The sequence below is a fragment of the Methylobacterium terricola genome (genome assembly GCF_006151805.1).
Lineage (GTDB): Bacteria > Pseudomonadota > Alphaproteobacteria > Rhizobiales > Beijerinckiaceae > Methylobacterium > Methylobacterium terricola.
This window is the reverse complement of the sequence record NZ_VDDA01000001.1, coordinates 442642-456252: the sequence shown is the minus strand read 5'-3', so window position 1 is coordinate 456252 and position 13611 is coordinate 442642. Positions and strand designations below refer to the sequence as shown.

Annotated in this window: 12 protein-coding genes and 1 riboswitch; of the genes, 10 read left to right on the top strand and 2 right to left on the bottom strand. The window is 72.3% G+C overall.

All coding sequences use genetic code 11. The features are described 5' to 3' along the window. Window positions 1-39: 39 nt before the first annotated feature. The 3 genes from FF100_RS02035 (at window position 40) to FF100_RS02025 (ending at window position 4109) form a co-directional block, all read left to right on the top strand. Entirely contained in the window at window positions 40-1650 is a 1611-nt protein-coding gene (locus tag FF100_RS02035) for an amidohydrolase family protein (protein ID WP_139033885.1), read from the top strand. After that, window positions 1647-2687: a CobW family GTP-binding protein gene (locus tag FF100_RS02030; protein ID WP_139033884.1), complete on the top strand. Its 1041-nt coding sequence runs from the start codon at window positions 1647-1649 to the stop codon at window positions 2685-2687. Before FF100_RS02035 ends, FF100_RS02030 begins: the two co-directional genes overlap by 4 nt. Before the next feature lie 105 nt (window positions 2688-2792). Beyond that, window positions 2793-4109 (top strand): AmpG family muropeptide MFS transporter, encoded by a 1317-nt coding sequence (locus FF100_RS02025; RefSeq protein ID WP_139033883.1) that lies wholly within the window; start codon window positions 2793-2795, stop codon window positions 4107-4109. Between the two features lie 5 nt (window positions 4110-4114). Here FF100_RS02025 and FF100_RS02020 read toward each other — a convergent pair whose 3' ends face one another. Next, entirely contained in the window at window positions 4115-4519 is a 405-nt protein-coding gene (locus FF100_RS02020; protein ID WP_139033882.1) for a RidA family protein, read from the bottom strand. A gap of 89 nt (window positions 4520-4608) precedes the next feature. Here FF100_RS02020 and FF100_RS02015 point away from each other — a divergent pair, with 89 nt between their 5' ends. The 7 genes from FF100_RS02015 to FF100_RS01985 all read left to right on the top strand — a co-directional run bounded on the left by FF100_RS02015 (window position 4609) and on the right by FF100_RS01985 (window position 11252). Further along, window positions 4609-5220 carry a TetR/AcrR family transcriptional regulator gene (locus FF100_RS02015; RefSeq protein WP_425463275.1) on the top strand — a complete coding sequence of 204 codons (612 nt, stop codon included), beginning with the start codon at window positions 4609-4611 and terminating at the stop codon, window positions 5218-5220. 36 nt (window positions 5221-5256) lie between these two features. Then, window positions 5257-5355, top strand: a riboswitch (TPP riboswitch). Between the two features lie 50 nt (window positions 5356-5405). Next, the gene (locus FF100_RS02010; protein ID WP_205824731.1) at window positions 5406-6536 is read left to right on the top strand and encodes a LuxE/PaaK family acyltransferase; all 1131 of its coding nucleotides are present in this window, start codon (window positions 5406-5408) and stop codon (window positions 6534-6536) included. Then, on the top strand, window positions 6533-7987 hold the full coding sequence (locus FF100_RS02005; protein WP_139033881.1) for an acyl-CoA reductase: 1455 nt from the start codon (window positions 6533-6535) through the stop codon (window positions 7985-7987). The genes FF100_RS02010 and FF100_RS02005 overlap by 4 nt, the downstream gene beginning before the upstream one ends. Next, window positions 7977-8747, top strand: coding sequence for an ABC transporter ATP-binding protein (locus tag FF100_RS02000; protein ID WP_139033880.1), 771 nt, complete (start codon window positions 7977-7979; stop codon window positions 8745-8747). The genes FF100_RS02005 and FF100_RS02000 overlap by 11 nt, the downstream gene beginning before the upstream one ends. Continuing rightward, window positions 8744-9493 carry an ABC transporter permease gene (locus FF100_RS01995; protein ID WP_139033879.1) on the top strand — a complete coding sequence of 250 codons (750 nt, stop codon included), beginning with the start codon at window positions 8744-8746 and terminating at the stop codon, window positions 9491-9493. Before FF100_RS02000 ends, FF100_RS01995 begins: the two co-directional genes overlap by 4 nt. 5 nt (window positions 9494-9498) lie before the next feature. After that, window positions 9499-10488: an ABC transporter substrate-binding protein gene (locus FF100_RS01990; protein ID WP_139033878.1), complete on the top strand. Its 990-nt coding sequence runs from the start codon at window positions 9499-9501 to the stop codon at window positions 10486-10488. Further along, a complete protein-coding gene (locus tag FF100_RS01985; protein WP_139033877.1) occupies window positions 10485-11252 on the top strand; it encodes an SDR family oxidoreductase in 768 nt (255 codons plus the stop codon). The genes FF100_RS01990 and FF100_RS01985 overlap by 4 nt, the downstream gene beginning before the upstream one ends. A 191-nt stretch (window positions 11253-11443) precedes the next feature. Here FF100_RS01985 and FF100_RS01980 read toward each other — a convergent pair whose 3' ends face one another. Continuing rightward, on the bottom strand, window positions 11444-13543 hold the full coding sequence (locus FF100_RS01980) for an FUSC family protein (RefSeq protein WP_139033876.1): 2100 nt from the start codon (window positions 13541-13543) through the stop codon (window positions 11444-11446). Between the last annotated feature and the right edge of the window lie 68 nt (window positions 13544-13611).

The window sequence follows — 13611 nt, the reverse complement described above, 5'->3', positions numbered from 1 at the left end:
GCAGGCCGATTAGATCTAACAAAAGCACGGGAGACCACCATGAGCGACGCCCCTATCCCGGCCGGCAACGAGCTCGCCGCCGAGCGGACCAGGGCCGGCCAGCCGCCCCTGGTGCCCTCGACCTCCCGCGACCGCGGGATCGGGCCGCACAAGCGGCTGGTGCTGCGGGCGGCCACCGTCATCGACGGCACCGGCGCGCCGCCGATCGGCCCGACCGACATCGTGGTCGAGAACGGCCGCATCGTTCAGCTCAAGAAGGTCACCGGCAACCTCGCGACGAATGCCAACCGGCCCGCGCCCGGCGACCACGAGATCGATTGCCGCGGCAAGTGGGTGACCCCCGGCTTCGTCGATTGCCACGCCCATGCCGGCGTCGCCTACCACGCCGCCAACGGCTGGGTGCCGCCGGTCGAGTACGTCTACAAGCTCTGGCTCGCCCACGGCGTGACCACGGTGCGCGAGATGGGCTCGTTCAACGGCCTCGACTGGATGCTCGACCAGAAGAAGCGCGCGGACGCCAACGAGATCGCGGCGCCGCGGCTCCTGGCCTACAGCTACTTCCCGGCCGTCAACGACATGCTGAAGCTGATCCACACCCCGGATGAAGGGCGGGCGTGGCTGCGCAAGCTCAAGGAGCGCGGCGCCGACGGGGTGAAGTTCTTCGGGGCACCGCCCGCCATCATGGAGGCCGCCCTCGACGAGTGCGCGAAGCTCGGGCTGAAGTCGGGCTGCCACCACGCCCAGATGGCGGTGACGCGGATGAACGCGCTCACCACCGCCGGCTGGGGCCTCACCAGTGCCGAGCACTATTACGGGCTGCCCGAGGCGCTGTTCGAGGACCGGGTGGTGCAGAACTTCCCGCTCGATTATGACTACAATGACGAGTATTTCCGCTTCTCGGTCTCCGGCCAGATGTTCCGCCAGGGCGCGGAGCCCGGCTCGAAGAAGTGGAACGAGACCCTGGAGCGGTTCCTGGAACTCGGCTTCACCTTCGTGCCGACCTTCACGATCTACGACGCCAACCGCGACCTGATGCGGGCGCGCCAGGCCGACTGGCACAAGGAGTATACCTGGAAGTCGATGTGGGATTACTTCACGCCGCAGCGCGGCGGCCACGGCTCGTACTGGTATCGCTGGTCGACCCAGAACGAGATCGAGTGGAAGGAGAACTACCGGCTCTGGATGGCGTTCATCAACGAGTACAAGAACCGCGGCGGCCGGGTCTGCGCGGGCTCGGATTCCGGCTTCATCTATCAGATCTTCGGCTTCGGCTATATCCGCGAGCTGGAACTGCTGCAGGAGGCGGGCTTCCACCCGCTCGAAGTGGTGCGCGCCGCGACCTCGCAGGGCGCCGCCCTGTGCGGGCTCGAGGACGAGATCGGCACCGTCGAGGTCGGCAAGCGCGCCGACCTCCTGGTCCACGATCACAACCCGCTCACCGACTTCAAGCTGCTCTACGGCACGGGCGCCTTGCGCCTCGACGAGGCGACGAACGGCGCCACCTGGCACCGCGGGCTCAAGTACACGATCAAGGACGGGGTGATCTACGACACCGCCGAGCTGCTCGCCGACGTGCGCGCGCTGGTGAAGGCGACCTGGGACGAGGCGGTGCCGAGCCAATACGCCAAGACCGATCAGGCGGCGCCGTGACCGACATCCTCGACTTCGTCGTCCTGACCGGCTTCCTCGGCTCAGGGAAAACGACGCTCCTGCGCGATTACCTCACGCGGCCGGAGGCGGCCGACACCGCGATCATCGTCAACGAGGCCGGCGAGATCGGCCTCGACGGGCTGATCCTGCGCGAGAGCACAGATCAGGTCACACTCGACGTGCCGATGACGATGCTGGCGAATGGCTGCGTCTGCTGCCAGATGACCAGCGATCTCGCCCGCACCGTCGAGGCGCTGCTCGCCGCCGAGCGGCCGGAGGCCTCGGGCCCGCTGCGAAGGATCGTGCTGGAGACGAGCGGCCTGTCGAAGCCCGGCCCGGTCCTGCGCCAGCTCGCGAGCCTCGCCGGGTTCCCGATGCGGGTCTCGGTCGTCGCCACCTACGATGCGCTCCGCGGACCCGAGACGGCTGGGTTCGAGGAGGCCGCGGCGCAGTGGGCCGCCGCCCACCGCATCGTGCTCACCAAGCTCGACGCCGCGCCGCCGGGCCGGCTCGCGGAGGCCCGGGCGGCGGTGGCGGGCCTCAACCCGCTCGCCGAGACGGTGGCAGACCCCGACCGCAGACGCGCGGTCGCGGCGGCCTTCGCGCCGCTCTCAGGCGCCGGCCTCGATCCAGCCCTGCTGGCCTCGGAACCCGGCGGCGCCCATCCCCGCGTCGCGGTCTGGCTCGCCCGGCCGACCACCGCCCTCCCCTACGACGATCTGGCGGCCTGGCTCGACAACCTCGCCGGCCATCTCGGCGAGCGGCTCCTGCGCCTCAAGGGCCTGGTGCAGGTCGTCGAAGCGGACCGCCCGCTGCTGGTCGAGAGCGTCGGCACGCTGTTCTCCCGCCCGCGGCCCTTCGGCCGGCCCGGCGAGGAGGCGGCGTCCTTCGTGGTGGTGATCGCCCGCGACCTGGCAGCGGGAGAACTGGAGGCGGTCGCGCCCGCCGGCCTGTTCCGGTTCGCGCCACGGGTGGCGGAGACGCCGTTCGGGCGGGCGGGGGCCGGGGTGCCGCGGGCGGAAGCCGTGCGCGATTGACGTGTGACGCGTTCCGCCCCCGCGGAACGGCGATCACGCGGGCCGGTTATGGCAGGATGTCCCGACCTGAGCCGTAGCGCCGCCCTCCCGCGAGCCCGACCGAGCATGACCGCACCGGCCGCCACATCCCCCGCGAGCACGCCGTTCTGGTCGGCCCTGTTCACCGACCGGCGGATCGCGCCGGCCCTCGGGCTCGGCTTCACCTCCGGCATCCCGTTCCTGCTCGTCTACGGGACGCAGGCCGCCTGGCTCTCTGACGCCGGCATCTCGATCGCCACGATCGGGATCCTGAGTGAGATGACCCTGGCCTACAAGTTCAAGTTCCTGTGGGCGCCGTTCCTCGACCGCACCGACCCGCCGCTGCTCGGGCGATGGCTCGGCCGGCGGCGCGGCTGGATCGTCGCGGCGCAACTCGGCGTGATGGCGATGCTCGCCGGCATCGCCTTCGGCGATCCCGCGCACTGGCTCGCCTGGACGATCGCATTCTCGGTGGCCTTGGGGTTTGCCGGCGCGACCCTCGACCTCGTCATCGACGGCTGGCGCATCACCAGCGTGCGGCCGCCCGAGACGCAGGCCGTGCTGTCGTCCTGGACCGAGATCGGCTGGCGGATCGGCAACCTCGCGGCGGGGGCCGGCGCGCTGCTGCTGGCCGACAGGATCGGCTGGCGCGGCGCCTATCTCGCCATGGGCGCGCTGATGTCGGTGGGGATGGTCGCGGCCGTGCTCGCCCCCGAGCCGCCCTCGGACCGGGAGGCCCCGCCGCCGCGGGCCGGCCTCGTCGAGACGGTCTGGGCACCGATCCGCGACCTCCTGCGCCGGCTCGGCCCGATGGCGCCGGCGATCCTCCTGCTGGTCGCGGGATTCCGCATGCCCGGCTACATCGCGACCGCGATGGCGGTGCCGCTGTTCAAGCACCAGGGCTTCTCCAACACCGACATCGCCACCGTCACCAAGCTGTTTGGGTTCTGGATCGGGCTCGGCGGCACCTTCCTGGCCGGCGCCCTCATCCCGCGGATCGGCATGCTGCCGAGCCTCCTCGTCGGCACCATCGCGGCCTCGGCCTCGCATCTGAGCCTGGCCTACCTCGCCGCCCATGGCGGCGACGGTGGCCAGGCGTTCTGGACCTTCGCGATCACCGTCGGCATCGACGGGTTCGCCTACGCCTTCGCCTCGGTGGTGCTGATCACCTACATGTCGAGCCTCGCCTCGACCGAGCACGCGGCGAGCCAGTTCGGGCTCCTCACCTCGCTCTGCGCCTTTCCGGGCAGCGTGCTGGCGGGGTTTTCCGGCTTCATCGTCGAGCGGACGGGCTTTCCCTGGTTCTTCGTCCTGACCTCGCTGATCGGCGTGCCGGTGGCGCTGCTGGCCTTCTACGTCCGGGTCAAGGCCGGCCTCCCCGACGGGGCGGCGGCGAAGTCCTGACCCGGTCAGGCGGCGGCCGGGATCCGGGCGATCGCCTTGATCTCGAAGTCGAACCCGGCGAGCCAGGTCACGCCGACGGCGGTCCAGTTCGGGTAGGGCGCCGCGCCGATCACGGAGTCCCGCACCCGCATCACCGCGTCGAACTGCGATTCCGGATCGGTGTGGAAGGTGGTCACGTCGACGACGTCGTCGAAGGTGCAGCCGGCCGCCTCCAGCACCGAGGCGAGCCGGGCGAAGGCCCGGGCGACCTGTGCCTCGAAATCCGGCTCGGGCGAGCCGTCCTCCCGGCTGCCGACCTGCCCGGAGACGAACAGCAGATCGCCGGAGCGGATCGCCGCCGAGTAGCGGTGCTTGTCGTAGAGGGCCTGCCGTCCGGGCGGGAAGACCGCGTCGCGCTTCGACCGTACCATGGATTGCTCCTGCGGCCCGTGAGTTGATATACGGACCGTATGCGAATGAACATGGATACGCGCCGTATGTCAATTCACATACGATGCGTATGCCAGAGAGGACATGTCGGGTGGCGGGCAAGCGTGCGCAGATGATGGAGGAGACGAGGGGGAAGCTCGTCCGGGCCGCCAGGGAGGCCTTCGCGGCCAAGGGCTACGCGGCGGCGTCGATGGACGATCTCACCGCGGCGGCGGGGCTGACGCGGGGCGCGCTCTACCACAATTTCGGCGACAAGAAGGGGTTGCTCCAGGCGGTCATCGACCAGATCGACGCCGAGATGGCGGCGCGGCTGCGGGCCGTCGGCGAGCGGGCGTCGACGCCGTGGCGCGGGCTCCTCGACGAGTACCGGGCCTATGTCGAGATGGCGCTGGAGCCGGAGATCCAGCGCATCCTGCTCCTCGACGGCCCGGCGGTACTCGGCGATCCCTCGCGCTGGCCGAGCCAGAATGCCTGCCTCGCCGAGACGACCCGGCGCATCCGGGCCCTCGTCGCGGACGGGGCGATCCCGCCGGTCGATCCGGAAGCGGCCGCGCGGCTCCTCAACGGCGCCTCGCTCCACGCCGCCCTCTGGGTCGCGGCCTCGGACGAGCCGGGGGCGGTCCTTTCCAAGGCCCTCGACGCGTTCCGGCGGCTCGCCGAGGGGCTGGCGCGCCCAACTTGACACTCAGCCCCGCGCCCCCCACTCTCCCCGGCTCCCAGGGGAGCCTCGCGAGGGGGCTGAGATTCCGCCGGTCCGGATCCGTCCGGGCGCCGCGGTGACCCTATGAACCTGATCCGGGTCATGCCGGCGTAGGGATGCGGGACCGGCACGGGCCTTCACGGCCGACGACGCCGTCTTGATCGCGCATGATCTCCGCTCACGGCCTGGCCGTCGCCCGAGGCGGGCGCGAGGTGGCCGTCATGTCGCAAGCCGAGATCGTCGATGCCCTGCTCGCTGTCATCGGCCGGCCGGGGGCGACCGACGCCGAGTTCGAGGCGGTCGCTCTGCGGGTCTTCGCCTACCAGTTCACCCACAACGCGCCCTATCGCCGCTTCGCGCAACAGCGCGGGCGCACGCCGCTCACGGTGCGGCGCTGGCGCGACATCCCGGCGGTGCCGATCAAGGCGTTCAAGGACCTCACCTTGAGCTGCTGTCCGCCGGACGCGGCCGAGCGGGTGTTCATGACGAGCGGCACGACCGGGAGCGGGCACGGCCGCAGCTACCACCCGACGCTCGCGGTCTACGACGCCTCGATGCTCAGCGGCTTCGCCGCCCGGATCATGCGGGGGCGCGAGCGGATCAGGATGGGGATCCTGTTCCCGGACGAGGCGGCCCTGCCGAACTCCTCCCTCGCCCATTACCTCGCCCTGGCGAAGGATCGGTTCGGCACGCCGGACAGCGCGGTCTTCGTCGGCCCCGGCGGCCTCGACCTCGACGCGCTGCTCGCCGCGCTCTCGGAGGCCGAGGCCTCGGGCGAGCCCACCGCGCTGCTGGGCGCGACCTACGCCTTCGTCCCGGTCATGGATGCGCTCGCCGCGCAGGGCCGTCGCTTCGCCCTGCCGCCGGGCAGCTTTCTCTTCGATACCGGCGGCTTCAAGGGCCAGTCGCGGGAGATCGAGCCCGATGCGTTCTACGATGCATTGTCGGAGGCCTTCGGCGTGCCGCGCGAGTCCTGCCTCAACATGTACGGCATGACCGAACTGAGCACCCAGTTCTACGACGACGGCAACGCCGTCTGCCCACCGGTGAAGTCCGGCCCGCACTGGATCCGCAGCCGCGTCGTCGATCCGCTCACCGGCGCGGATGTCCCTGAGGGCGAGACCGGCGTTCTGGTCCACCACGACCTCGCCCATTTCAATTCGGTCTCGGCGATCCTGACCGAGGATGCCGGGGTGATCGTGCCCGGCGGCTTCCGGCTGCTCGGCCGGGTCGAGGGCTCGGCCTCGCGCGGCTGCTCGGTGGCGGTCGCCGAGTTCCTGGCCGCCGCACAGGGATGAGCGCGGTCGAGCAGGCCGGCCACCTGCCGGACATCTTCTCGGAGGCGGTCGGCCGGCGCGTCGTCGAGCACCGCGCCTGGGGCGAGACCGTCGCGGTGGCGCTGCCGGACTTGAGCGACGCGCAGGCGAGCGCCCTGTGCGCCCATGTCCGCACCCGCGCCCGCGAGACCTTGCGGCGGATGGAGACCGCCCGCATCGTCGCGGCCATCGACCGGGCGAGCGCCTGCCTGCTCGACCGCGCCCACCCCCTGCGCCGCAAGGCCGAGGCCCTGCTGCCGGTCGTCACCGGCTACGACCGCGAGACCGTGCGGCTCGGCCTGACGAGCTATCTCAAGACCTTCCGCAAGCCGCAGCTGCTGCGCTTCCTCGCCGAGGACTTTTCGAATCCCGGCGTGCTCGACGGTTTCCAGCCGGCGGTGAAGGGCGGGCTCGTCCGGGCCCGGGGGCCCGACCTGCTGCTCCATGTCTGGGCCGGCAACGTCCCGGCCCTGCCGCTATGGAGCCTCGTCGCCGGCCTGCTGGTCAAGGCCGGCACGGTCGGCAAGCTCGCTTCGGCCGAGCCGCTGACCGCCGGATGGTTCGCGCACCTCATCGCCGAGGCCGACCCCGAACTCGGCGAGTGCCTGGCGATCACCTGGTGGAAGGGCGGCGCGGGCGGGGCGGAAGCCGCGTATCTCACGGCGGCGGATTGCGTCATGGCCTATGGCGGCAACGACACCCTGGCGGCGCTCCGTGCCAAGCTGCCTGTGACGACCCGCTTCCTGCCGCACGGCCACCGCATCGGCTTCGCGATGGTCGGCCGCGAGGCGCTGGACAGCCGCCGCGCCGGTCCCCTGGCGCAGCTCGCTGCCCACGACATGGTGCGCTACGAGCAGCAGGGCTGCTACGCGCCGCAGATGCTGTTCGTCGAGCGCGGCGGCGCGACCGCGCCGGACGAGTTCGCCCGTCACCTCGCCCACGCCCTCGCCGCCCTGGCGAGCCGACACCCGCGCCGACGGCTCGATCAGGCCGAATCCTCGGCCATCGCCGCCTGGCGCAGCGGCCACGAGATGCGGGCGCTGGATGGCTGCGCCAGCCTCCTCGGCGACCCGGCCGATCCCTGGAGCGTCGTCCTGCTCGACCGACCCGCGACCTTGAGCCCGTCCGGCCTCAACCGCAGCCTCGCCGTGGTGGCGGTCGACGACCTCGCCGAGGTGCCGGCCCTGGTCGCCCCCCACCGGGCCTATCTCCAGACCGCCGGCATCGCCGCCGCGCCCGCGCGGCTCGTGGCGCTCGCCGACGACCTCGCCGCCGTCGGCGTCACCCGGATCTCGGCCATCGGCCGCATGACCGCACCGGAGGCCGGCTGGCACCATGACGGCCGCTTCAGCCTGCTCGACCTCGTCACGGTGACGGAGATCGAGGCCGGCGCCGAGGCGGCGGCGGAAGGCTTCGCGCCCTATGCCGACTGACGCGTTCCTGTCGCTCGAGGGCGTGCGCTACCGCTTCCCGGGCGACGCGGCCGACACCGTCGCGGGGGTCGACTGGAGGCTTCCCCGCGGGGCGATCCACTGCCTGCTCGGCCGCAGCGGCTGCGGCAAGACCACCCTGCTCAAGCTCGCCGCCGGGCTGCTGGCGCCGGACGACGGGATCGTGCGGATCGACGGCGTGGCGCTCGCCGGGCCGTCGCCGCGGGTCGGCTTCGTGTTCCAGGCCCCGACCCTGCTCGGCTGGCTCTCGGCCCTCGACAACGTCCTGCTGCCGGTCTCGCTCAGGCGCCGGCCGCAAGCCCCCGACCGGGACGCCGCCCGCGACCTCCTGACGGCGATGGGCCTCGGGGCGCTGGCGGAGCGCCGGCCCGGCGCCCTGTCGGGCGGGCAGCAGAGCCGGGTCGCGCTGGCCCGCGCGCTGGTCGGCCGCCCGGACCTGCTGCTCCTCGACGAGCCCTTCGCCGCCCTCGACGCGCTGACCCGCGAGGAGTTGCAGGACGACCTCCTGCGCCTCTGCGCCTCCAGCGGCACCGCCGCCCTGTTCGTCACCCACGACATCGCGGAGGCCGTCTATCTCGGCGACCGGGTCGGCGTGATGGCGGAAGGCCGCCTGATCCACGAGGGTGCGGTGCCGCTGACCCGGCCGCGTCCCCCAGGCATCCGCTACGAGCCCGCCTTCGGGGCCGTCTGCCGGTCCTTGCGCGGGATCATGGATTCCGCCGCGATCGGGCGGGCCGCGTGAGGACGCGCCTCGCCTCCGCCCTGCTGCTCGCCGGGCTCGTCGCCGCCTGGGAGGCGTGGTGCCGGTCGGGCGCCGTCTCTCCCCTCGTCCTGCCGCCGCCCTCCGCCGTGGCCGAGACGCTGTGGGGCGAGATCGTCTCCGGCCGGCTGTGGCCGCACCTGCGCGTCACCGCGACGGAGATGGCGCTCGGTCTCCTGGCCGGCACGATCCTCGGCCTCGGCGCCGGCATCCTGCTCGCCGAGTGGCCGGCGCTCCACCGGGTCCTGCGCCCCTACGTGCTGGCGAGCCAGCTGGTGCCGAAGCTGGCGCTCGGCCCCCTGCTGATCCTGTGGTTCGGCTTCGGCCTGACGCCGACCGTGGTGATCACCGCGCTGATCTGCTTCTTTCCGCTGTTCGAGAACACCCTGACCGGGCTGACCCAGGTCGATCCCGGCCAGCGCGAGCTGTTCCGGATGCTCGGCGCGGGCCGGGTCCGGACGCTGCTGCGCCTGAAGCTGCCCTCGGCTTTGCCGGTGATCCTGGCGGGGTTCCGCGTCGCCATCGTGCTGGCGCTGGTCGGCGCGGTGGTGGGCGAGTTCGTCGGCGGGCGCCAGGGCCTCGGCGCCTCGATCATCGCCGCGCAGAGCGTGATGGATTCGAGCCTGATCGTGGCGTTGTTCGTGGTGATCACCGCCCTCGGCATGGCCGTCTACGAGGCCGCGCGGGGAGTCGAAGCCCTGATCCTGAAACGCTACGCGAGAGGTTGAACACGATGCCGTCCCTACGCCTGCTCCTCGTTCTCGCGCTGACGTGGCTCGGCTCCCCGGCCTTCGCGCAGGCCCTCGAAAAATTCACCGTCGGGGGCTGGAGCCAGCCGATCAGCGAGATCACCAACCTGCTCGCCGAGCCCGATCACGGCCTGTTCAAGGCCCGCGGCATCGCCCTCGACTACGTGCCGGGCAATGGCGGCGGCTCGGCGATCCAGGCGCTGCTGGCCGGCCAGGCCGACATCGCCTTCACCGATCCGGCCTCGCTCTACCTCGCCCTCGACAAGGGCGCGGATCTGGTCGCGATCTACAATATCTACCCGCAGAACGTGTTCAACGTCGTCTCGCCCAAGAGAAGCGGCATCCGCACGGCCGCCGATCTCAGGGGCAAGCGCGTCGGCGTCTACAGCCTGGCGAGCGGCACGCGCCAGCACCTCCTGCTGCTGCTCGCGAGCGCCGGCCTCAAGGAGAGCGACGTGACGGTGGAGGTGACCGGCCTCCTCAACTTCGCCCCCCTGATCCAGGGCCAGGTCGACGCGACGGCGGCCACCGATACCGGGCTGCTCGTCGGCCGCGCCAAGGGCCTCGGCGAGGTCGACGTGATCGAGGTGCGCGACCACCTCAACCTGCCGAGCGACATCTTCGTGGTCTCGCGAAAAGATTACGAGGCGAAGAAGCCGCTGCTGAAGCGCTTCCTCGCCGCCTACCGCGATTCCGCCGCCTGGATGATCGCCAAGCCCGACGAGGCGGCGCGGCTCGCCGTCACCCGGGCGATCAACGGCCGCGACGAGGCGATCAACCGCGAGGTCATCGCCTTGCGCAACCTGTCGAGCGTGTCGCCGACCACCGAGCGCGAGGGCCTCGGCCATTTCGATCCGGCGATCCTGCAGCAGGGCGCCGACCAGTTCCGCCAGCTCGGCCTGATCGGCAAGACGCTCGACATGGTCCAGGTGGTGAAGAGCGACCTGATCCCGGCCAAGGAGGACGCGCGGTGAGGTTCCGCGACCGCGCCATCCTGGTCACGGGGGCGAGCCGCGGCATCGGCGCGGCGATCGCCACGGCGTTCGCCGCCGAGGGCGGCCTGGTGATCGTGAACTACCGCGAGAGCCACGCCGCCGCGCAAGACGTGGCCGAGCGGTGCCGGGCGCTCGGCGGCCAGGCGCTGACGGTCGCCGCCGACGTGACCGAGGCCCATGCGGTGGCGGGGCTGGCGGACAGGATCGCCGAGGAGGTCGGCCGGCTCGACGCGGTCGTCAACAACGCCTTCGCGCCCTACCGCTTCGATCCCGACCGCCGTCCGCGCTTCCGCGACGTGCCGTGGGAGGCCTATCAGCGCCAGTTCGACGGCGCGGTCCGGGCGACCTACACGGTCGTCCAGGCGATGCTGCCGCTCCTGACCCGGCGCAGCGGCGGAAGCATCGTCAACCTCGCGAGCGACCTCGTCGCACGGCCGAGCATTCCGTATCACGACTACACCACCGCCAAGGCGGCGCTGGTCGGCTTCAGCCGCAACCTCGCGGCCGAGCTCGGACCGGTCGGCGTGCGGGTGAACTGCGTCGCGCCGGGCCTCGTCACCCCGACCGAGGCGAGCCGGGACACGCCGGAAGCGGTGCGCGAGGCGCTGATCGCCCAGACCCCGTTGCGCCGCCTCGCGACGCCGGAGGACGTGGCCGGGCCGGTGCTGTTCCTGGCGGGCGACGACAGCCGTTTCGTCACCGGGCAGGTCTTGTACGTGGATGGCGGGCTGGTGATGGGGTGAGATGAAGGTTGGACGCGCTGCTTCCATCTTATATCCACCAAGACAGTATAGCGCGGGATCCCCTCTCCAGGCGATGCCGGGCTTGCCCGGCATCGCTGCAAGGTGTGGGAGAGGGGAGATGTGCTCTCCCTGTACTCCTAAGGATTAGGCGGCCATCGCACCTGTTCTGCCAGAGTGGATCGAACCCGCCCTCACGCCGCCTCCCGCCCGCCGATCCCCGCCCGCTTCAGCGTCGCGGCCAGCAACTCGACCTGCGCCGCGATGCGCCCGAAGGCCGCCGACTCCGCCCCCTCGGGCTTCGGCGGCAGCCGGTCGCCGGAGGCGGTCGCGGCGAGCGCTCCGGCCAGCCACTCCCGCCAGGCCCGCCACGTCACGGCCTCGGTCTCCGCAGGCTCCGGCTCGTGGCGCAGGATCGCCAGACGGCCGGCCATGCGGCGCAGGGTGGCGTCGGCGACCATCGCGGCCTCGATGCGGGAATGGCCGCGGCGGCGCGGCTCCTGCAGGGCGCGGGACAGGGCCGCTTCCAGGTTGTTGCTGGCGAGCCCCGCCGCCCGGGCGGCGGTCTCGGCCGCCGCCACCGGGCCCTCGCCGAGGCGCTCGGCCACCACGGCCTCGGCGTAGCGGGCATGGGTCTGGAGCGCGGTCCGCAGCGCGTCGCGCACCCGGCCGGGCTCCCAGAGCGGCCAGAGCAGCAGGCCGGCCAGCACCGCCACGACGCCGCCGAGCACCGTGAACAGGGCCCGCATCCCGACGATCTCCCAGGACGAATGCCCGGGCTCGACCAGCTCCACCAGCACCACGATGAGCGGCGTCAGGCAGGCGATGAAGGTGCCGTAGCTGACGCCGCGGGCGGCGAAGCCGATCACGCTTAGCGGCACCATCATCAGGGCGAGGATGACCGGCGACGTGGCGTAGAAGGCGAGCACCGCCCCGATCACGCCGCCCAGCACCGTGCCGCCGATGCGCTCCAGCGCCCGCTGCCAGGTGGCGGCATAGAAGGGCTGCATCGTCAGCACCACGGTGATGGTGAGCCAGTGGGTGAACGGGCCGGGCCACCAGAAGGTGACGGCGAGCGCCGGCACCGCCACCACGGTCGCCCGCACGGCGTGACGGAGATTGGCCGAGGACCAGGTCAGGTTGGCGCGCAAGGGCTGCAGCACGGTCTCGCGCCAGGGCGGGGCCGGCGCGCCGGCAAGTCCCCCGCTGCCGGCCAGGTCCTCCGGCCCCGACAGCTTGGCGCCGATCCGCACCCGGTCGAGGATGCGCCCGGCCATCCGCCGGAAGGCGGGATCGGCGTCGGGAGCGGGCTTCGCCCGGGCAAGCGCCCGCTCGATGCGCCTGAGGTCCACCGGGCGGTCGCGGCGGATCGCCCGGCTCAAGATCTTCAGCATCGGCGGCAGCAGGCGCAGGAGCCTGGCGGCCTCCGCCCGCTGCGCCGGCGTGGCCCGCTCCAGGTAGTCCGACAGGGCAATCATCACGCCGAACAGCTGCTCGGCCGCCTCGAGCCGGATCAGCGCCCGGGCGTTGCGCTCCGAGAGCCGGGCGCGGCTGCGGGCGAGGTCGAGCACCAGGGTGCGGGCGGCCTCGATCGCGTCGCGCACCGCCCGGCGGTGACCCCGGGCATGGGCCTCCCAGACCGCCAGCCCTGTATCGTGGAGGCTGGCGCTGTCCGGATCGGTCGAGAGCCGGCGCAGGTCGCGGGCGAGGCGCGAGAGCCCGCGCCAGACGCCCCCGATCGCCGCATGCGCCGGCCGGTAGGGATGGAGCCGCCACACCACCAGGGTGAGGAAGGCGGCCCACAGCCCCCCGGCCCAGAACATGCCGGTGACGACCAGGGCCTGCTCGACGCTGAGCGCCCGGTCGAGGGCGAGGCACAGCACCACCACCAGGACGTTGCCGACGGTCTGGGCCGGCACGCCCCAGACCCGCGCGAAGGTGCAGCCGAAGATGACGACGAGCGCCACCGGCAGCACCAGGGCCGGCCCATGGCCCTCCATCACCCCGAAGGCGCCCCAGAACAGGCCGCCGAGGCCCGCGAAGGCGAGAAGCGCCCGCAGGCGCGGCCGGATCGGCCCGCCGATGTCGCAGAAGCAGGTGAGGTTGGCCGCGAGCGCCATGATGAGGAGCGGCGGCCAGTGCAGCCAGAGATCGAGCAGGACGATGCTCGCGAAGGCGACCGCGGCCCGCAGGCCCTCGGCGATGTTGATGCCGGTGAGGTCCGGCGCCACCGGCAGCCGGGCGAGGTCGGGGCCCGGCTCGCGCAGGGTACCGCGGCGGATCGTGAGCTTCATCGGGCGGGAGGGGTCACGGGCGCGCGGGTCCTTCGAGGGCACCGCAAGCGTGGCAAGCCGCGTGCCCT

Bases quoted from the DNA above. Each gene is read 5' to 3' on its own strand.
- FF100_RS01980 (WP_139033876.1), bottom strand. From the start codon at position 13,543: ATGAAGCTCACGATCCGCCGCGGTACCCTGCGCGAGCCGGGCCCCGAC.
- FF100_RS02010 (WP_205824731.1), top strand. From the start codon at position 5,406: ATGATCTCCGCTCACGGCCTGGCCGTCGCCCGAGGCGGGCGCGAGGTG.
- FF100_RS02020 (WP_139033882.1), bottom strand. From the start codon at position 4,519: ATGGTACGGTCGAAGCGCGACGCGGTCTTCCCGCCCGGACGGCAGGCC.
- FF100_RS02015 (WP_425463275.1), top strand. From the start codon at position 4,609: ATGCCAGAGAGGACATGTCGGGTGGCGGGCAAGCGTGCGCAGATGATG.
- FF100_RS02000 (WP_139033880.1), top strand. From the start codon at position 7,977: ATGCCGACTGACGCGTTCCTGTCGCTCGAGGGCGTGCGCTACCGCTTC.
- FF100_RS01990 (WP_139033878.1), top strand. From the start codon at position 9,499: ATGCCGTCCCTACGCCTGCTCCTCGTTCTCGCGCTGACGTGGCTCGGC.
- FF100_RS02005 (WP_139033881.1), top strand. From the start codon at position 6,533: ATGAGCGCGGTCGAGCAGGCCGGCCACCTGCCGGACATCTTCTCGGAG.
- FF100_RS02035 (WP_139033885.1), top strand. From the start codon at position 40: ATGAGCGACGCCCCTATCCCGGCCGGCAACGAGCTCGCCGCCGAGCGG.
- FF100_RS02025 (WP_139033883.1), top strand. From the start codon at position 2,793: ATGACCGCACCGGCCGCCACATCCCCCGCGAGCACGCCGTTCTGGTCG.